The sequence below is a fragment of the uncultured Chitinophaga sp. genome, assembly GCF_902168175.1.
GTDB lineage: Bacteria > Bacteroidota > Bacteroidia > Chitinophagales > Chitinophagaceae > Chitinophaga.
The window spans coordinates 303,834-323,756 of record NZ_CABHOU010000072.1; the positions used below are offsets into that span (position 1 = coordinate 303,834).

Below are 19,923 nucleotides of genomic sequence, written 5' to 3' on the forward strand. Positions count from 1 at the left end.
ACGCTGGAATAAAAGTGCCCCCGGTAAGTGTCTGACTTACCGGGGGCACTGTACATATGAGTAGTCCCTTTTTTATTTAGCACATTGACGGGGAGAGCTGACGTTCTCATTATCCCGGAGAGAAGATGATGTAATCATAAATATTGATAAAAAAATGCAAGCTCCGGTGATCTTAGAAGATGACCGGGGCTTGCATTTACATAACGTTTTTACCAATAAATTAAACGGCGGCGTCGTACTTCCCTGTCTTCTCTTCCATCGTTACATCCGCATCTTTTCTGATCTGCATTTTTATATAAACCAGCAGCTGCGAAGCGCCGGCTTTAAAGCAAACTTCCTGCGTTCTTTTTACCACTTCCATCAATTCTTCATACGTTCCTTCCATCACAGTTTCAAAAGGGCACACTTTGTACTTTACTCCGGAGTCTTTAATTACCGCAATTGCTTCATCTACAACCGCATAAACCTGTTCAGAAGGTACCGAAGGAATGATCTGCAGGGCAAGATTAATAGTCTTTGACATTATTTGTGTTCTTTTTACAGTAAGTACTTAAAACAGATAAATTTTGAAAAAACAGTTTTGTGTAATAATAACAGTAATTATTAACGCCACGTAAACGCGCTTTATTTCTTCTTTATGACAATTTCATACAAATCATTGCGTATATCCTTTAACGTTTGTACACTGCCAAATGCATGTAGCTCTTTCAGTAAAACCAGGTCCACATCTGCTATCACGATCATCTCCGTATTGGGTGTTGCATCGGCCTTAACACCGGTTGCCGGGAAGGCGAAATCGGATGGTGTAAGAATGGCGGATTGGGCATATTGCATGTCCATATTGTTCACCTTTGGCAGGTTACCAACACTTCCTGCAATGGCTACATAACATTCATTTTCGATCGCCCTGGCCTGTGCACAAAAACGTACACGGTTATAGCCGTTTTGCGTATCGGTAAGGAAAGGTACGAACAGGATTTGCATGCCCTGCTGGGCAAGTAATCTTGGCAGTTCGGGGAACTCTACATCATAACAAATTACAATGCCCACCTTGCCGCAATCGGTATCGAACACCCGCACTTCATTTCCACCCTTCATGCCCCAGGCGTTAACTTCGTTAGGGGTGATGTGAATTTTTGTGTAGGAGTCGTACGTGCCATCGCGACGGCACAGGTACGAGATGTTATACAGCACTTCGTCTATTACAATAGGCATGCTGCCGGTAATAATATTCACGTTGTAGGATACGGCAAACCGTATGAACTCGTTCTTTAACCGCTCTGTATACTTCGCCAGCCCGCGTATGGCGGCCGCCTGATCTACCTGGTTAAATTCTATCATCAGCGGCGCATTAAACAACTCTGGAAAAACAACGAAGTCGGAGCCGTAGTCGCTTACAGCATCTACAAAGTACTCGATCTGTTGGATGAGGCCTTCGGCACCGTCGTAAGCCCGCATTTGCCATTGTACGAGGCCTATACGGACAGTCGACTTATTATACCGGATGGTGTCCGCATCTTTCTCATAATAGATATTGTACCACTGTAGCAACGTGGCGAATCCCTTAGAGGCCTCGTCGGCAGGAAGGTAATTGCGCAGGATTTTCTTAACTGTGAAGTCGTTAGAGAACTGGAAAGTCAGCGTAGGGTCATAAATTTCCTTATCTCTTACCTTTTCTATGTATTCCCTGGGCGTTAATTTATCGGCGAACTTCTCATAATTAGGAATACGTCCGCCCGACACTATGCCACTGAGGTTTAGTTGCTCACACAGCGACTTCCGCGTATCGTACAGTCGCCTGGCCAGTCGCCGCCCCCTGTATTCTGGATGTACGAACACCTCTATACCATATAATACGTCGCCTTTGGGGTCGTGCGTATTAAAAGTATAGTAGCCAGTAATCTCCTCATAGGTGTGCTCATCGCCGAATTTGCCATAATCCACGATAATCCCCAGCGCGCAGCCCACCACCTTGTCGTTGATCGCAATGGCGATCTGCCCCTCGGGAAATAGTCGAATGAGCCGCTCCAGGGTTTCGGCCCGCCAGTAATTGCCCTGCATATCGGGATAGGCCAGTTTCATTGATTCTTTGAGGTCGAAGTAGTCTTCGGCGGTCAATTGCCGGATTGCAACGGTTTCTGACATGGTTTAGTATAATTTGAACGAGGAAAGTTACTGATATTTTCGTGTGATATGTTGGTATTGCAGAATTGATTAAATTTAATAGGCCAATCCAAACAACAAATCTGTTATTGCACATGAACCAGTCTTAATTTTTTCAGATACACGCCGCCAACACACACAGAGAAGAGTCATTTTTCTATTTGCTTAAAGATTACATACATGCTAGCTACGAAAGCCTCTCCAGATTTAGTAATGCTTTCTATTCAACCTGCCAGGCAAGACAAAACGCTGGACAAAAAACGGACCGCAATTATCCGTTCTTTTATCCAGGACCTTTTTATTCATGCCGGGCCACCTGCATCCCTTAGCCGTTACATGGCTTATGAGTGTAAGCCAGATTGTAGTGCATGTTTCTGCAAAAGGGTGGAATTTGTCAGAGAAGAAACAGGTGCCTTTCTTAATGCTTATCATCATTCCAGGGTTTCTGTGCAGCCCTACAGTGCTATTCAGGAACTAAATGAATCTGCTTCTTTTCCTTTGACTTCTGTAAACGAAATTTACGGACTCGTAGGAAATGATAGGGTGATGATGTACTTTCTGTTCGAGGTAGGGTCCGAAAAGCTGGTTTCTTTCTGCTCAGTTGAACAGAAGAAGTACTTTTTCGCTTTCTGATAAGACTATACCTGTCAAAATGATAAAGGGAAAGATGCGTGCATCTCTCCCCTTATGTGTTTCTATTTTTATTAAGGCAAGCCTATTTGTTGAGTATTTCCTCTATATACACCACCTTGGTATTGTTGGTGCGGAGGAAGTCTTTGTTGGCGTCCGTTACTTTCAGGAATGCTTTAACCTGGCGCAGTACAAAGAAAGGCAGGTGAAACATCGCCTTGAAAATAGCAGCATCCTTGCTCATTACCACTACAATGCTGAAGAAGGTAATAACGAAAGTGAAGATCGCCGCCGCCCAGAATATTGCCCAGGGCAGGCTGATGAATAAATTGGCGATCATAAACAATCCAGCAGCGCCCATCATCATAAACAAAGGAGGCCGGAAAAGGTTGATCCCAAAGAACGTATTATTGAAATTAAACCTCGACAACCCGTTCCACAGTACCTTTACCGCATACTGCATAGATGTAAAATATGCGTTGATCCAGCGTGTGCGCTGTTTCTGCAAAGCGGCACCGTCCTCAATTTTTTCGTCGTATACGATAGCCTCTGTAGCATAAGCCAGCACATCAACGTTGTTAACGATATCGGCCTGCATTTTTTTATCGAACCCGCCCAGTTTGCTGAAAGTGCCAGGGAAGTTTTGATAAAGAATGGTTTTATAAAGCTCTACGTCCATCACAATACCGAGTCCCCAGATGTGCGAAGACAGTCCGAGTTCCATACGCATCTGCCTGTCAATGAAGTTACAGTAATGATTGCCGGATGCGTCCATACGGGCATACAGCGTATCTGTATTCTTGGGCAGCATATTGGTTTGCACTACTTTATAACCTTTATTGAAGTATTGATTTACAACATACAGGTATTGCGGGTGTACCAGGTTATCGGAATCGAAAATGATAAATGCATCATGCTTTACCGTAAACTGATCGATACCGAGGTCTATAGATTTAGTTTTGTTATTGAAGGGAACGTCAGGTGCAAGAATGGTAACTTTGGGATCGTTAAACTGGGCTCTTAGGTTATCCACCGCTTCTTTTGTACAGTTATCGGCCACAACATATACCCTAAACTCTCTGTAAGCCTGTTTCAGCAGAGAATCTACCAACGGCGGTACGAGTGTTAAATCAGTATGTGCGCATACAATAGCACCAAAGCTGTATTGTTTGGGATTTTCCACCACAGTGCCCTTCCTGAGTGGTGAGTTGCTCCAGCCGAAAAGCTTCTTAATTCCGTAAATGATGAGTAATACTGTAGGCAGCAATACAAAGAAAGCCAGCGCTACCTGTATTACTATAAAAATATTATTCAGTATTTGTAAAACTGTGTTCATGGTAAACCGGTTAATTGGGGGATTGAAGCACCTGGTCGTACAGGTCTTCTATCTTGCGAGCCATGCTGTGGATGCTGTATTTTTCCAAAATGGTTTTTACAGCGTTTTTCTGCAGCATGGCGCGGAAAAATTTCTCCGTGTGTAATTTAACAATAGCGTTTGCCAAAAGGTTTGCACTACGGGCCTCGATCAGCCAGCCATTCTCAAGATGTTTCACAATTTCACGCGAACCATCCACGTTGGTGGCCACTACCGCCGTACCCATGGCCATTGCTTCCAGCAGGCCTATCGGCAAACCTTCCCATAAAGAAGGAAGGCAGTAAATATCGCTGGCATGCAGGATATCCGGCACATCCGCACGGAAAGGCTGATAGATAACGTTACTGCTAACGCCCAGTTCCTTTGCCAGATCCATCATATCGTCTTTCAGTTCCCCGTCTCCCACTACCAGCAAGGTAAGGTCGCTTGTTTCCTGCAAAGCTTCAGCAAATCCCCTGATCATCGTTAAGGGGTCCTTTTGCACTGTAATCCTCGCTATGTAACTAATGAGGGTATGATGCTCAGGAACACCCAATTCCTGGCGGATGTTTTTGTAAACACCATCAGGATTGAATTTTACCGGATCGATGCCATTATTGATGACGGTAGAACTGAATTTGCCGAAATGCGAAATGCCGGTAGCCTGGTTAGATGCAGATACCGAAATATTATGGTTCACCCTGTTAGTGATGAACTTTTCAGAAAACACGCGTACTTTCTTCTGTACAAATGGCTGATCATCGTGAAAAGACCAGCCGTGAATAGTATATACGATAGGAAGTCCTAATGCTTTCGTCGGGATCAGCAGGTTGCTGGCGGCCCTGGAGCCGTGCGCGTGAACAAGATCGATCTGCTCATTCTTCAGCAGCGCTTTTACGCGTTGCCACTGGCGGATATCGAATGCTTTTAATGAAGGGATCACGTAATTTTTGATGCCCATTTCATTCAGCCGGGTAATCATGGGACCATCCGTGAAGGAAAGGACAACCGGTTCGAAACGTGATTTGTCGAGTTGCTCTACAAGCCCCAGAACGTGTGTTTCTCCCCCGCCTACCAAACCCTGACGGATGGTCTGTAATACTTTTATTTTTTTAGGAGCTCCCATTATGCTGGTACTGCTTCCGACTGCGGCGCTTTACGCTCCCAGCCCTGCGGCAGTTTTTCGTAAATCTCAATGTTTTCGAACTCTTTGCTTTTACGGGCACCTACCACCTTAGCCCAATCGGCCATCTTGGCAATACCCTGGGCCAGTGTGATACCTGTACCTTCGCCAAATACGCTGTGCGCGCGTGAGTGGTCAGAGTATGCGTGCATAACTTCGTTACGTGCAGCCAGGTATTTAATATTAGGTTCCACACCGAAGCATGCACCTACAACTTTCGCCAGTTCGTTAACAGTATAAGGTTTATCGGCGCCGATGTTGAACACCTGGTTGTAAGAAGCCGGTGTGTCAACAGATTTAGCGATCGGGATCGCTACGTCATCGATATAGCTGAAGGCGCGTGTTTGCTCGCCATCACCAAAGATGGTCAGCTGCTGGCCCTGCATGATCTGGTTCATGAAAATGCCGATTACGTTGCGGTACTTGTCGCCAATGTTCTGGTTTTCACCATAAACGTTGTGGGGACGGAATACAACATAGTTCAAACCGAACATTTCGTGAGCAGCTTTCAGGTCCATTTCCACCGCATACTTAGATACACCGTACGGATCTTCGGGCTGAGGCACCATATCCTCGCGCATTGGCAACTGGCCTGCGCCGTATACCGCGATAGAGGAAGTGAATACGAAGCATTTTACTTTATGCTTAATAGACTCGTTGATCAGGTTAATGCTGCCAATGAGGTTATTGTTATAGTTAAACCTGCGGATGAAGTGCGAAAGTCCTTCTGCAGCATAAGCTGCCAGGTGATATACGTAAGAGAATTTGTATTCTGCGAACAGGCTTGTAACCAGTTGATCGTCCACTACAGAACCTTGTACGAAGATCGCTCCTTCGGGAATATGGTCTTCAAAACCACCGCTCAGGTCGTCCAGTACTACTACTTTGTGACCCATAGCCAAACAATGTTTTACCACGTGAGATCCGATAAACCCGGCGCCTCCGGTAACTAATGATGTTATCATATCAATTCAATTTTTACGATACTGTTGAATAACTTGAGTTTGTTACATTCCAGAAAGTGCCTCTCAGGAATGATTTCAAATGTTTAAACTGTCCTCTGATGGTGTACTTCAGCACAGATTTCGGGAATGTAAACACCGAAAAGAACAGTGTGAAGGATGCTAACTGCAACAGGTTTGTGTTCCTGCGCATGTAAAGTATCCTGTTGCGGGTATGGTAGTATGCCTTAATAGCGCTTTCCTTACCCATGGTGATAGACTCCTTATGATAAATAAGCCCATCAGCCACATATAATATCTTATAGCCGGCGCGGATAATCCTGGCCGACCAATCTGATTCTTCGTAATATATAAAGAACTTGTCAGCAAACATACCAACTTTTTCCAATACTTCGCGTTTTACCAGCATAGCGGCTCCATGAGCGCAGTTGGTGGGACCAGAAATATTATATTGTCCTTTATCTTCCTCGTTGCTACCCACGGCAGACTGGCGGCCGGTGAACAGGTTCATTGGGTTGAATCCTGCATACTGGATAACATTAGGATGGGAGAAGTAGCGGATTTTAGGGCAGGTTACGCCGATAGTCGGGTCATTTTCAAATGGTTCCAACAGGCGCTCCAGCAAATCCGGCGTTACTTCGGTGTCGTTATTTACAATAAGAACGAAGTCTCCTTTGGCATGGTGCATACCAAAATTATTGCCCCCGGTAAAGCCGAGGTTCTCTTTACTAAGCAGGATTTTTACATTGGGATAGTTTCCTGCTTCGATCTGGGCCGTGGGATCTTCTTTTGATGCATTGTCTACAACGATGGTCTCAAAATTCCTGTAGGTCAGCTTTTTAGTTGATTCCAGGAATTCACAGGTGATACCGGTTTGGTTATAGTTCAATGTGATCAGCGACACCAGCGGTTCTGAACGTAGTTTCATGATTATATTATACTTGTATTCGGTGTATTGGGTAAAAAATTCAGCCGGGTTCAGGGCTTATACGTTGTCTTTCTGCATAAGGGCTTTAGGCGTTTGGGCCATAATCCACATATCGTACATGAAAGAGTATTTTTCAGCATAGTCTATATCCAAACCTATACGCTCATTCACACTCATCTCCTTCTGTCCTCTTTTTTTGATCTGCCACAAACCGGTAAGGCCTGCGGGTGCATTAAAACGGCCTGCGTATTGGTCGGTAGTAAGGGTAGCAGCTTCGTACAAAGGTAAAGGACGGTTGCCTACCAGCGACATATCCCCTTTCAGCACATTCAGCAACTGTGGCAATTCGTCCAGGCTGGTGTTGCGTAAAAAGCCTCCCAGTTTGGTAACACGCGGATCGTTGCTCAGTTTAAAGAACACCGGGCCCGCAGCTTTGTTCTCTTCCGCTACATCATACTGATTAAGATGGCTCAGTTCTTTTACCTTTTTATCAGCATCCGCGCACATGGTACGGAACTTATAGAACTTAAATACCTTGTAGCGACTGCCGGCCCTTTGTGAAATATAAAAGATGGGGCCTTTTGATTCTAATTTGATGGCAACGGCTATGACAGCAAGAACCGGGCTGAGCGCAAGAAGCGCACTACCGGCGGCAGTGATGTCTACAAGGCGCTTTAATAGATAGTTAATGTCTTTACCCTCGTACCATTTTGGATTACTGCCCATGGCCTCTTCCTGTTTATTACTCATTTGCCTGAACTTACGGGCAAACTGCAATTTAAGGCTAAAGTCAGCAGCACTGGTTTCCGGTGTAACAACATCGTCGATACCACCGATACGGGCATATTTTTGTTTCTCCTCCACAGATAATGAGTCAGTGTACAGGAAAAACGGGATTTTACGGAAGTGTTTGTTCTGCTGCAAAAATTGCAACAACTGCTGCAGCTCCGAAGATGACTGCTGCATGTGGCATATAATATATGCCGGGGTAATGCTATTCTGTAACTTTTCCTTCAATACCTTGCGCGCATTTACAGCCGTGGTAGCAATCACGGTTTCTTCTTCCTGACGGGGGAAGAAATGTTTCTGAAAAGAGCTGTCCCCAATAAACAGGGCAAATCTCATCAGGCTGTCAGACGGAAGAGAAATCATTGTGGCCAGCGGCTTCCTCTTCTGGTCTTGTAGGTGTAGTGGTACATTATAAATCATAAACAAACAGGGGGTTTACGTTGAACAATAGCATAAAACGTCCGGGCATTACGCGATAACCGCGTCAGCATGGGTACGTATGTGCTTATTGACAGATTCGAGCAACTTCATTGGATCGAAAGGTTTGCGCAGGAAGTCAGATATTTTATACTCCAGCTCATGACCTTTCATCTCTTTAGTATCTGAACCTGTAAGGACAATAACAGGGATATCATCATACAGCACGTTTCCATTAAGATATCTTACGAGTTCCCATCCATCTATATTCGGCATTTGAATGTCAGTGATAATCAAATCGGGTCTGTTACCTTTTGAAAGCCACATCATCGCAGTCAGCCCATCCGGCGCAGAAAACACTTTAAATTGCTTGCCCAGTATGGATTCTAGCAAATAGCGAATCGGTGCGCTATCATCAATAATCAGTATTGTTTTTTTCATCTTCTTCTCTTTTTTCCTAATTAAAAACTACTGTTTCGAAAGGGGATAAGTCATAGTTGCTACCGGTTCTCATTTCAGACTACACAAAAGCAACGACAACGGATAATCCAAATCCGATTTTTCCAGGATAAGGCCAGGATCGATTCCCGGCGCCTTTACCGTAAAACTTAGTAAAAGCCAGTTTTTTTATTAGGTTCCTCCAGGGGGGCTAAAATTGGAGCATTGCGCTCCAGGAAATTCAAAGGAAGATGGTCAGAAAGGATATATTAAGTTTAATTGACTGCGTAAAAATATTAACAAAACCTGAACTTTGCAAATGTTGTTAACCGAATTAACAAAAAGAACTTGCTTCTTTTCAAAATTACGTACTTCTACGCGTGCAATCTCTATCTTAACTGGGTGCAAATTTATAATAACTGTAAATTCTTAATATAATAGAATTGGTAAATGGCTTAAAATAGTTCGTAAGTGCTAACTATTGCCCTGTGAATGATCGTAAATATCGTTTAGACGCACACATTATGCGTGCTTTTTTTTAAATTCTTTTATATTTTGCTGCCTGATTAGCCCCTTAAAAGTCGAAGATGATGCTGAAAATAATATTTCTTACCAGCTTTATTATATTGTTTTACAATTACTTAGGTTACGGAATACTCCTATATGTACTTGTGAAACTTAAGCGCCTGTTAGGGCTGCCCTTTTCCACCGTAGCGCCGGTGGAACCTCCTGTAACACTATTAGTTGCCGCATATAATGAAGAGGATTTCATTGTTGAGAAAATTTTGAATACCCTCGCACTGGACTATCCTCCGGAAAAGTTAGACATTATATATATAACCGACGGCTCTTCCGACCGTACGCCTGATATTATTACCCGTTACCCCCGTATTACATTATTACATGAAAACGTGCGCCGCGGCAAAACTGCGGCAATCAACCGTGCCATGGAGCATGTAAAAACCCCCGTGGTGATATTTTGTGATGCCAATACCCTGCTTAACCGGGAAGCGATCAGGAATATCGTTAAGCATTATGCTGACGAAAAAACAGGCGGAGTGGCAGGCGAGAAAAAAGTGGTGGCCTCCGGCGATGCAAATGCGGCCTCTACGGAGGGCGTATACTGGAAATATGAATCGCTGCTCAAAAAATGGGATGCAGATCTTTATACAGTGGTTGGTGCAGCCGGCGAATTATTCTCCGTACGTACATCGCTATACGAAAAAGTGGAACCGGAGGTAGTGCTGGATGATTTTATTATATCGCTCCGTATTAATATGAAAGGCTACCGCATTGCTTATGCGCCGGATGCCTTCGCCATGGAATCGCCCTCAGCAGACATAAAGGAAGAGCATAAACGAAAAGTGCGTATTAGTGCCGGCGGCTTTCAGTCGATCGTAAAACTAAAAGGCCTCCTGAACATTTTCAGGTATCCCCTCCTCTCCTTCCAATACATCTCCCATAGGGTACTCCGCTGGACGCTTAGTCCGCTTAGCCTGCCGATATTGCTTATCAGTAATATACTTTTGGTCATAGCTGAACCGGGCAACTGGTACCTGGTGGCGTTCCTGGTTTGCCAGCTGGCATTTTATGCGGCTGCAATAACCGGTTACTTCCTGGCCAGCCGCAATATCAAGAGTAAACCTTTTTACATTCCTTTTTATTTTCTGTTTATGAACATCGCGGTATTCCAGGGCTTTTTCAGGTACATCGGAAAAAATCAGTCCGCTGCCTGGGAAAAGTCGAAAAGGTTCATCACTGCGAAAAGTTAACTTTTAGAGGACCTTTATCATCTTTTAAATTTGTTTGCATGCATCCTAAACTGAAAGCATTTCTTAAAAAAACAGCCCTGCCTGTTTACCTCGAATTAAGAGGATTGGTTTACAAAGGGAATGCTGTTAGCTGCCCTTGTTGTAAAGGAAGTTTTACCACGTTTCTTCCCGCCGGTTCAGACCAGCGTAAAATTCAATGCCCCCGCTGCCGCTCCAACGAGCGCGATAGGATGTTATGGATGTACCTCGACAGGCATCCAGATTTTGTAGCTCCGGGAAAAAAGCTGCTCCACATTGCCCCCGAAGCAATGTTTTACAAGCGGTTTAAGAAAATAAAGGGGCTTGACTATACACCCGCCGATAAATTTGCCGAAACCTTTGAGAGTACTTATCCGGAAGATACTATCTACCTCGACGTGGTGGATATGGAGGGGGTAAAAGACAATACCTACGACGTGATCATCTGCTCGCATGTACTGGAGTATGTGAAGGAAGATTTGCAGGCGATGAGTGAGATGCTCCGGGTGTTAAAGCCAGGCGGAGTTGCGTTAATACAGGTACCACTGAAAGCAGGAATGCCGGTTACTCACGAAGACGATAGCATTACAGATCCCGCAGAAAGGGCGATTGTATTTGGAGATCCGGGGCATATCCGTTTTTATGGAGAGGATTATAAAGATAAACTGGAGTCGCAGGGCTGGAAAACGGGTTTTGTACCGATAACAGCACTACATAGTGATGAGGAGATTGACCGGTGCGTATTAATAAAGACAGACGATTTTCACTTTTGTTATAAAGAGTAGATCGTAACATTTCAATTTTTTCCGTCGTGCAAAAAAACAATAGGATTTACGGTCTTGATGCCCTGAGGGCAATTGCTATGCTACTGGGTATTCTGCTACATGCGATTATTGCCTATAAAATGTATCCCAATCCAAGCTGGCCGGCCGATAACGAGTATCATTCATATACTTTTGATGCGTTGTATTTGTTTATACACAGCTTCCGTATGCAGGTGTTTTTCCTGGTAGCAGGCTTCTTCGCCCGTATGTTGTACCTCAAAATAGGGGAAAAAGAGTTCTTAAAACACCGGTACAAACGTATCGTGATACCGTTTATAGGCAGCCTTGTATTTATTTTGCCTTTGTCTGTAGCCCCGTTCGTGTTTTACCAGCACTGTGTGGCCGCAAATGTGGCGCTGGCTGATTATGGCGCTGCCTTCTGGCCGCATTTTCTGCGCTGGAACGGGATGGCACACCTCTGGTTTTTATACTACCTCATATTTTATTATGTGGTAATGCTGGCACTGTATCGTATTAAGTTGGGAGAGGGCATAAAATCGATTATAGGTAAACTTACCGCACGTTACGGTTCTCCGCTGCATGTTATTGTTTATATCCTGTTGCTTGCCGGCATACAGGTCTTTCTGTTCCATACGCCCGAAGTGGAAGTGTCTACGAGCATCTTTCCTAAACCGGGGCATTTTACCTATTATGGGTTCTTTTTCGCGTCTGGAATGCTTTTACACAGGCAGAACGGGCGGCTGTTCGAGATTGCCCATTACACCTGGGCCTATTTACTTGCGGGGGTGGTAATGACTGCTGCTGTGTTTAAATTGCTGGTGATTGACCATGGGCAGGCAGGTAATTACACAGGTACCACGCTAACACTGGTTAAACTCGCGGTGGCTGCGCAGACCGTATTTCTCACCTATGGTTTCATCGGGTTCTTTATAAAATACATGAACTCCGAGAGTCCACGATTGAAATACATTTCTGATGCCGCGTTCTGGTTATACCTGATTCATCTTTCTTTCGTTGGTGCATTACAGATAGTTTTACTATATACTGATGTGCCCGGATGGCTGCGCCCATGGAGCGTTTTAGGCGGCACTACGTTAGTGGCGTTCGTTACCTACCACTGGTTTGTCAGGTACACTTTTATTGGTACGGCGTTGCACGGACCACGTAAAAGAAGGGCTGATAAACTTACCGCGGTTCGTAGTTAACTGAATGCCAGTGCTTTTGTAAACGATTTGTTAATAGGGTTAAAAGTTAAGAATTATAAAAAAAAAGCATACCTTTGCTACTCGATATATGGAAATGTGTAATCAATAAACAGGCAAAAGGCCTCCGTTTACTAACTAAAAAGATGATTTCGCAAAATATATCCCTACAAATTTTTATTATTTGTAATTTGCATCGTATTTTAGCGTGGTTATTTAGAAGCATAGGTAAAACGAATACACCGAATAAAACACCAAAAACTTCAATAACAGCTAAGTCTGCACTTATTTTTTCCAATCCTACCACAAAGACCGCATTGTATTTTAGCCACCGGCTGGTGGATTAAAATCAGTTATTTTTTGGCCATTCCCTTGAAAAGCTGCGCCAGCAGTAGTATCCTCATTGTGAGATGTTACTATGGTGTGCTTTGAAAAATGCTATTTTATTCAAGGAGCCAATTAATAATTATGAAACAACTTTACCGCCTACTGCTTTCTATTGTACTGCTTGCCAGTGCATTTGTGGTTAAAGCGCAAACGGGAGTTCTCAACCCCAATGACCCCATCGTAGTTTACAACGCAGCCAGTCCGCCAGCAACGCCGGCCTGGGGTGTACTCGCCAAATGGGTAAAAACGAACCGTTTGAACTGGAACACATCCTCTTACAAGGCTTATTACTTCAACGGAGGAGCCTTTAGGGTAAAATTCCCTAAGTCATACCAACACGGTGTGAACGATGGAAAGGTTTATCCGATGATCATCTTCTTCCACGGTGTGGGTGAAAAAGGAACCATTTATGATAATGAGTTCCAGCTTTACCATGGTGGCCAGGTACACATGAATAAAGTGGATAACGGTGATTTCGACGGTTTCCTGGTTTATCCTCAAAATACTTCCGGCTTCTTCGGAGCTGGTGATTACGATAGGTTAAACATCCTGATCAACAACTATTTCGTTCCGCAGGCTAAGGTGGACATCAACAGGATTTATGTTGAAGGTTTATCTGGTGGTGGTAGCGCTACTTGGGAAATTTTGATCGGTTATCCTAAACTGATTGCCGGTGCAAGCCCCATTAGTGCGGCTTCCTTGTCTTTTAAGAACAGTGTTAACTCTTACAAATATACCCCCATCTGGCAGTTCCAGGGTGGTTTGGATAAAAATCCAGATCCAGGTACTGCTACAGACGTATATAATAACGCCCTGGCTGCAGGTGCAAACATGAAGCTGAGCATCTACCCTCAGAATGGTCACGATTCATGGAACAAAGCATGGGCTGAAGCAGACTTCTTCCCGAACGTTAACAGGGCCAACAAAACTAATCCATGGCCACTTACAGGCAGAACAGAATTCTGTCCTGGTGATGCGATCAATCTTACTTTAGGCCTTACTGCCGGTTTCGACGGCTACGAATGGCGTAAAAACGGTGTGGTTATTCCTGGTGCTACCGGTAATACCATCGCCGTAAACTCTATTGGTACTTATGATGCCCGTATTAAAAGAGGCTCTACCTGGTCTTACTACTCCCCTATCCCGGTAGTTATTAAGATCAAAACGCCAACTGTGCCTCCTGCTATTACATTAGCTGGTTTACAGAGCCGCGTAATCCCTGCACCTGATGGTAAAACCAGCGTTACCCTGCAGGTACCTTCTACCTACGCAACTTATTCCTGGAAAAATGTGGCTAACAACACCGTACTTGGTACTACCAATACGCTTACTGTAAGCACTCCGGGATCTTATACCGTTAAAGTAACTGAGCAATATGGTTGCTCTTCCGACTTCTCTACCCCTTATACTGTTGTAAACGCAAATGGTGCTAATGCTCCTGCTGCTCCTTCCAACGTATCTGTACTGCCAGTTTCTAAAACACAGCTGGAAGTTAACTGGGTTAAAAATCCGAACGCTCCAAACCCAGAAACTGGTTTCGAGATTTACCGTGCTTCAACACCGGGCGGAGCTTATACACTTATCGATACAGTAGTAGCTAACACGCTTTCTTATGTAGATGACAACCTGAACGCCAACACTCCTTACTATTATGTAGTGAGGGCGGTGAACAACAACGGTGGTTCACCGAAAAGTGCAGAAGGTACAGGTACAACACTGAATGACGAAGTGGCACCTACTGCTCCTGCTAATCTTACTATCGCCGGTAATGCCGGTAGTTTCATGGTTCTTACCTGGACTGCCTCTACGGATGATGTTGCAGTTAGCAACTATGATATCTATATTAATGGTACTAAATCTTACAGTGTTGCCGGTGACAAAACAACGGCAACGGTGTATAACCTGGTAAAAGGTCAGCTTTACAATATCGTTGTTAAAGCAAGAGACCTCACCGGTAACGTATCTCCCGCAAGTAACCAGGTGGCTGCGCTCGCATACCAGACTGGCCTGAAATGGAAATATTACCCTGGTTCTACCACTTACTCTGCCATCCCTGACTTTAGTCTGCAAACACCAGCAGCAACTGGTATTTCTCCAAGGCCGGATGTTACGATTGCCACTCAGGCCGATTACTTCGGCATCATGTGGGAAGGTTTTATCAAGATACCAGCAAGCGGTAACTACACTTTTGAAACTGTGAGCGACGACGGTGCTGCTGTGGTGATCAACGGTACAACTGTAAATACCCGCACTACCGCAGGTACTGCTACAGGTACTATTAACCTGGCTGCCGGAACTTATCCGATTAAGATATCTTATACCGAAAATACGGGTTCTGCCAGTATAAGATTGTATTGGAAGAATACTCCAACAGGTATTGGTAACTCTCGTCAGGAAATTCCGGTTACACAGTTTGTTGAGAACGAAGCTTCAGCCGGTGTAGTGCCAGCAGCACCCACGCAGCTGAAAGCAACTGCTTCTTCTTACAATAACATTAATCTTACCTGGACAGACAACAGCGATAACGAAACAGGATTTGAGATTTACCGCTCTGCTACTTACACTGGTACTTATACTACCGTTGGTACTGTAGGTGCGAATGTTACTTCTTATGCTGATGCGGGCCTTGCTCCTTCTAAAGAGTACTACTACAAGGTTAAAGCGATTAACGCTGCCGGTAGTTCCGCATTCAATACGCTTGTTGCAGGACTTGATTACAAGTATTACGAATTTACCAGCGCTCCTGCCGCAATGCCTGACTTCGCTGCATTGACACCGAAGAAAACCGGTAATGTTACGACCGTTAGTATGGGTATGCGCGACCGCAGCACTAACTACGGACTTGTATACACAGGTCATCTGAATATCGCAACTTCCAGCAGTAACTACATTTTCTATCTGAGGGCTGATGATGCTGCACAGTTGTACATCGACGGCGTTCGTTGGTTAGATAATACTGTGGCTGACAAGAACATAGAAAGAAGTGCAAATGTTCCGTTAATCGCAGGTCTGCATACGATTGAAGTGCGTCACTTCAACGGGGCTAGTTCTTCGCTGCTTGATCTTCGTTACTCTTCTCCAAGTGGTCCAACTATTAATAAAACCACGCTGGCTGCTTCCCTGTTCCCTGATGGCGACGGTTTTGCGAAAACCCTGGCGCTGCCTGCAGCACCGGCTGCACCGGCTAATCTGGTAGCAACAGCTGCTTCTGCTACTTCAGTAGGTCTTACATGGACGAACAACGGTACCGACGTAACCAGCTTCGAACTTTACAGGTCTGTAAACAACAACAGCAACTTCAAACTGCACAAAACAATTGAAGTAACTGGTGCACTGCCAACCAGCTATACAGATACTGCCTTGTTCTCTAACGTTACTTACTTCTACAAGCTGCGCGCTAAAAACGCAGGTGGAGCCTCGGTTTACTCTGCAGAAGCAAGTGCTACTGCGCTGAACAATCCTCCAACTATCACACAGCTTACTAATAAGGCGATCCATTATACTACACCGCTGACGTTGAACGTAACAGCTAACAGCCCTGACAACCAGGCGCTTACACTGACTACGGCCAACCTGCCTGTATTTGCTACATTCCAGAATAATGGTAATGGTACTGCTACGATCAACATCGTACCTACTATCGCCAGTCTGGGTACTTACAATAACATTAGCGTAACTGCTACGGATGAACATGGTGGCATGGCTACTACTTCCTTTAGCCTGGTAGTAATTGATAACTACATTCCTGCTCTGGGCACTATTGCACCAGCAACGGTGAAAGGTGGTAGCTCTATAAGCATTCCGCTTACAGTTTCAGATGCCAATGTGAATGATGAGATCGAGTGGAACGTAACTGGCCTTCCTTCTTTCGCAACCTTTAACAGCGATGGCAGAACGGCGACTATTACTGCAGCCACTTCTTATGCTGACGCAGGTGTTTATCCAATCACGGTAACAGTGAATGATGACAACGGCGGTACAGATACCCAAACGTTTAACCTGAGTGTTAGTCTTTCTACACCTAACAGCAGCATCTACGTAAACTTCACTGATGGCTCTGCAACCGGTGTAGCTACGGGCTTCTGGAACAATACCAACAAGGTACCAGCTATTAACGATGTGTTCGCCAACCTGAAAGATTCAACCAATACAGTAACTGGTGTTGGTATCAGGATCATGTCTAACTGGCAGAACGAGGGCAACGGTACTAACTTGTTAGGTGGCACTACCGGCAACAACTCCGGTGTGTTCCCTGATAACGTAATGAGGTCTGCTTACTGGACTGGTACTAACAAACAGACACTGAAAGTGACTGGTTTGAACACAGACCCTAATTACACTTACAAATTTACTTTCTTCGGCAGCCGCGGCAGCGTTTCCGATAACAGAACCTCTACTTACACCATCGGTGCAACTACAGTGTCTCTGAATGCTGCAGGTAATACGCAGAATACCGTTAACATTGCCAACGTAGTTGCAGATGCAAACGGTGAAGTAACCATCGATCTGAAGAACGGTACAGGTTCAGTTTATGCATACCTGAACGCACTGGTGATCGAAGCGGTTTACGACGACCATTCTGTTCCTGCTAAAGCAAATAACCTTACTGCTACCGAAGTAGCTACTGGTGTACGTCTTAACTGGCTGCCTGTTGCTTACAACGATAATGGTTATGAAGTGTACAGAGCTACCAGCCACGCTGGTCCTTACACCCTGCTGAACCCAGGCGCGAGCAATGCACACGCCAGCAGCTACGCAGATAACACCGCAACTGGTGGTTCTAGCTACTACTATACTGTTAGGGCATACAACAGCTACGGCTTCTCTGCTTACAGCGACACTGTGCAAATCGCTACTACCAGCAAACCTCCGGTTCTTACAGACATCAGCAATATCAACATTAAATCAAATGTTACTCAGAATATTGCTGTAAACGTGAAAGTAGATCCAGGTACAGTGGTTGCGCTTAGCGGTATTAACCTGCCTGCCTTCGCTACCCTTACCGACAACGGTGACGGTACCGGTAACCTGGCCCTGGCTCCTAACGCTACTCAGGTTGGTGTTTATAACAACGTGAAAATCAAAGCTACCGACAACTTCGGTAACGGTGATACCACTACATTCTCAATCACAGTTAAAGATGCTTCCACTACAGCTATCTTCGTGAACTTCAATGAAGTATCACCTGCAGGATCGCCATGGAACAACTACAACAGGGTGCCTGCCGTTAACGGTGCTATCACTAATATGGTAGATGAAAACGGTGCCGGTTCCGGTGTAACAATCACCCAGCTGGACGCTATCGAAGGTGTAAACGCCCTCGGTGCAACTACAGGTGGTAACACTGGTATTTATCCTGATGCGGTAATGCAGTCTTCTTATTACGATGGTTCTGGTGCCGCTAAACGCTTCAGGCTTACAGGTCTGGCTACAGACAGGAAGTACAACCTGGTATTCTTCGGCAGCCGTAGCGCTGTGGTAGACAACAGGACGACTGATTACACTGCTGGCGGCCAAACAGTTTCCCTGAACGCAGCAAGCAACACTGCTAACACTGTTCAGATAAATGGTCTTAGCCCGAATGCAAGCGGTGAAATTGAATTTAGCTTCAAGAAAAACAGCGCGGCAGTTTACGGCTACCTTAACGCACTGGTAATCCAGTCTTATGAAGACAATGGTGTGCCTTTGGCTCCGTCTAACCTTACAGCTACCAGCAAGTCCAAAACATCAATTGGTCTTACATGGGCAAACAAGGCAAGCGGTGCTACGGCTAACGAGATCTACAGGTCTACAAGCGCTGATGGTACATTCAACCTGCTGACTACTGTTTCTGGTACAACTGCCAGCTACACAGATAACGGCCTGGCCACCAATGCTAAATACTACTATAAAGTAAGAACTAAAGTAGGTACTGTTAATTCAGAATATAGTAACCTGGCTGACGCCGCTACTTACGCCTACTCTATCTACATGAACTTCAACCGTGACAACCCGGCTGGTTCACCCTGGAACAACACCAACAACGTTCCTCAGCTGAACGATAAGTACCTGCTGTTCAACGATGAAGGTAATAACTCCGGTATTTCAGTAGAAGTTACGAAAGACTTCAGCGGCGAGAATCCGTTTGGTATGGTAACCGGCAACAACTCTGGTGTATTCCCGGACAACGTGATCAGGAGCACCTGGTGGTTGGATGTTGGTGTAACCAGCAAACTGAAAGTGACCGGTCTTAACCTTTCACAATCTTACACTTTCGTATTCTTCGGTAGCCGTGATGGTGATGGAGACAGAACTACTGTATACACTGTAAACGGTAAGAGTGTATCTTTGAACTGTGCTAAGAACGTAAACAACACGGTTCAGTTGACAGATATCAGGCCGGATGCTAACGGTGAGGCGGAAATTACAATCTCACTTGGAGCTACTTCTTCTTATGGTTACATCGGTGCCCTGGTTATCCACGGCTACGAAGCAAAAGACGAAGCAACCCAGTCTCAGACTATCAATGCCCGCACAATTGCGGTAGGTAATACTCAGAGTACTACGATCATTGATTATGCGTTTAATAAGAAAGAAAACGATAACAAACTCGAAGTAAACCAGGTATATCCAAATCCGTTCAAAGATGCGGTTACCCTGAACCTCGACAATAAAGGCACCAGCAAGAGAGTTGCTGTACGGTTGTTCGATCTGTCAGGTAAACAGGTATTCGGTAAAGCACTAGGTGATTTGGGAGTGGGCAGGCATAACCTCAGAGTTGAATTTGGAAGCACCGCAAATGCAACTGGTTTCTATCTCCTGGAAGTGATTGCTGACAACAAATCAGTAAAAACTATTAAGCTCATTAAAAAATAAGTAGTCATACCCGACTGAAAAAATCCGGTGTTGAACCGGA

Annotated in this window: 13 protein-coding genes; 5 read left to right on the forward strand and 8 right to left on the reverse strand. The window is 44.8% G+C overall.

What is annotated here, in order from left to right; all coding sequences use genetic code 11:
• Nucleotides 1-220 precede the first annotated feature (220 nt).
• Together QZT80_RS16265 and QZT80_RS16270 are read right to left on the reverse strand one after the other, a co-directional pair.
• Entirely contained in the window at nucleotides 221-523 is a 303-nt protein-coding gene (locus QZT80_RS16265; protein ID WP_295124185.1) for a thiamine-binding protein, read from the reverse strand.
• Between the two features lie 101 nt (nucleotides 524-624).
• Nucleotides 625-2,145: a bifunctional GNAT family N-acetyltransferase/carbon-nitrogen hydrolase family protein gene (locus QZT80_RS16270; protein WP_295124187.1), complete on the reverse strand. Its 1,521-nt coding sequence runs from the start codon at nucleotides 2,143-2,145 to the stop codon at nucleotides 625-627.
• Nucleotides 2,146-2,343: 198 nt separating this feature from the next.
• Here QZT80_RS16270 and QZT80_RS16275 point away from each other — a divergent pair, with 198 nt between their 5' ends.
• Nucleotides 2,344-2,796 carry a hypothetical protein gene (locus QZT80_RS16275; RefSeq protein ID WP_295124189.1) on the forward strand — a complete coding sequence of 151 codons (453 nt, stop codon included), beginning with the start codon at nucleotides 2,344-2,346 and terminating at the stop codon, nucleotides 2,794-2,796.
• Between the two features lie 82 nt (nucleotides 2,797-2,878).
• On the opposite strand, the gene QZT80_RS16280 is transcribed toward QZT80_RS16275, so the two are convergent.
• Genes QZT80_RS16280 through QZT80_RS16305 form a run of 6 tightly spaced genes read right to left on the reverse strand, consistent with a single transcriptional unit; the run spans nucleotide 2,879 to nucleotide 8,867 of the window.
• Nucleotides 2,879-4,129, reverse strand: coding sequence for a glycosyltransferase (locus QZT80_RS16280; protein ID WP_295124192.1), 1,251 nt, complete (start codon nucleotides 4,127-4,129; stop codon nucleotides 2,879-2,881).
• A gap of 10 nt (nucleotides 4,130-4,139) precedes the next feature.
• A complete protein-coding gene (locus QZT80_RS16285) occupies nucleotides 4,140-5,273 on the reverse strand; it encodes a glycosyltransferase family 4 protein (protein ID WP_295124195.1) in 1,134 nt (377 codons plus the stop codon).
• Nucleotides 5,273-6,295, reverse strand: coding sequence for an NAD(P)-dependent oxidoreductase (locus QZT80_RS16290; protein ID WP_295124198.1), 1,023 nt, complete (start codon nucleotides 6,293-6,295; stop codon nucleotides 5,273-5,275). Before QZT80_RS16290 ends, QZT80_RS16285 begins: the two co-directional genes overlap by 1 nt.
• Before the next feature lie 13 nt (nucleotides 6,296-6,308).
• Nucleotides 6,309-7,220 (reverse strand): glycosyltransferase family 2 protein, encoded by a 912-nt coding sequence (locus QZT80_RS16295; RefSeq protein WP_295124201.1) that lies wholly within the window; start codon nucleotides 7,218-7,220, stop codon nucleotides 6,309-6,311.
• Between the two features lie 57 nt (nucleotides 7,221-7,277).
• Nucleotides 7,278-8,429, reverse strand: coding sequence for a sugar transferase (locus QZT80_RS16300; RefSeq protein WP_295124203.1), 1,152 nt, complete (start codon nucleotides 8,427-8,429; stop codon nucleotides 7,278-7,280).
• Between the two features lie 48 nt (nucleotides 8,430-8,477).
• A complete protein-coding gene (locus tag QZT80_RS16305) occupies nucleotides 8,478-8,867 on the reverse strand; it encodes a response regulator (protein WP_295124206.1) in 390 nt (129 codons plus the stop codon).
• Nucleotides 8,868-9,451: 584 nt separating this feature from the next.
• Between QZT80_RS16305 and QZT80_RS16310 the strand changes: the two genes are divergently transcribed.
• The 4 genes from QZT80_RS16310 (at nucleotide 9,452) to QZT80_RS16325 (ending at nucleotide 19,883) form a co-directional block, all read left to right on the forward strand.
• Nucleotides 9,452-10,636, forward strand: a complete 1,185-nt coding sequence (locus tag QZT80_RS16310) for a glycosyltransferase family 2 protein (RefSeq protein WP_295124209.1) — start codon at nucleotides 9,452-9,454, stop codon at nucleotides 10,634-10,636.
• 38 nt (nucleotides 10,637-10,674) lie between these two features.
• Entirely contained in the window at nucleotides 10,675-11,439 is a 765-nt protein-coding gene (locus QZT80_RS16315; protein WP_295124212.1) for a class I SAM-dependent methyltransferase, read from the forward strand.
• 26 nt (nucleotides 11,440-11,465) lie between these two features.
• A complete protein-coding gene (locus QZT80_RS16320; protein ID WP_295124215.1) occupies nucleotides 11,466-12,644 on the forward strand; it encodes an acyltransferase family protein in 1,179 nt (392 codons plus the stop codon).
• Between the two features lie 465 nt (nucleotides 12,645-13,109).
• The gene (locus QZT80_RS16325; protein WP_295124218.1) at nucleotides 13,110-19,883 is read left to right on the forward strand and encodes a fibronectin type III domain-containing protein; all 6,774 of its coding nucleotides are present in this window, start codon (nucleotides 13,110-13,112) and stop codon (nucleotides 19,881-19,883) included.
• Nucleotides 19,884-19,923 lie beyond the last annotated feature (40 nt).

Bases quoted from the DNA above. Each gene is read 5' to 3' on its own strand.
- QZT80_RS16265 (WP_295124185.1), bottom strand. From the start codon at position 523: ATGTCAAAGACTATTAATCTTGCCCTGCAGATCATTCCTTCGGTACCT.
- QZT80_RS16300 (WP_295124203.1), bottom strand. From the start codon at position 8,429: ATGATTTATAATGTACCACTACACCTACAAGACCAGAAGAGGAAGCCG.
- QZT80_RS16315 (WP_295124212.1), top strand. From the start codon at position 10,675: ATGCATCCTAAACTGAAAGCATTTCTTAAAAAAACAGCCCTGCCTGTT.
- QZT80_RS16285 (WP_295124195.1), bottom strand. From the start codon at position 5,273: ATGGGAGCTCCTAAAAAAATAAAAGTATTACAGACCATCCGTCAGGGT.
- QZT80_RS16325 (WP_295124218.1), top strand. From the start codon at position 13,110: ATGAAACAACTTTACCGCCTACTGCTTTCTATTGTACTGCTTGCCAGT.
- QZT80_RS16305 (WP_295124206.1), bottom strand. From the start codon at position 8,867: ATGAAAAAAACAATACTGATTATTGATGATAGCGCACCGATTCGCTAT.
- QZT80_RS16310 (WP_295124209.1), top strand. From the start codon at position 9,452: ATGATGCTGAAAATAATATTTCTTACCAGCTTTATTATATTGTTTTAC.
- QZT80_RS16280 (WP_295124192.1), bottom strand. From the start codon at position 4,129: ATGAACACAGTTTTACAAATACTGAATAATATTTTTATAGTAATACAG.
- QZT80_RS16270 (WP_295124187.1), bottom strand. From the start codon at position 2,145: ATGTCAGAAACCGTTGCAATCCGGCAATTGACCGCCGAAGACTACTTC.
- QZT80_RS16275 (WP_295124189.1), top strand. From the start codon at position 2,344: ATGCTAGCTACGAAAGCCTCTCCAGATTTAGTAATGCTTTCTATTCAA.
- QZT80_RS16295 (WP_295124201.1), bottom strand. From the start codon at position 7,220: ATGAAACTACGTTCAGAACCGCTGGTGTCGCTGATCACATTGAACTAT.
- QZT80_RS16290 (WP_295124198.1), bottom strand. From the start codon at position 6,295: ATGATAACATCATTAGTTACCGGAGGCGCCGGGTTTATCGGATCTCAC.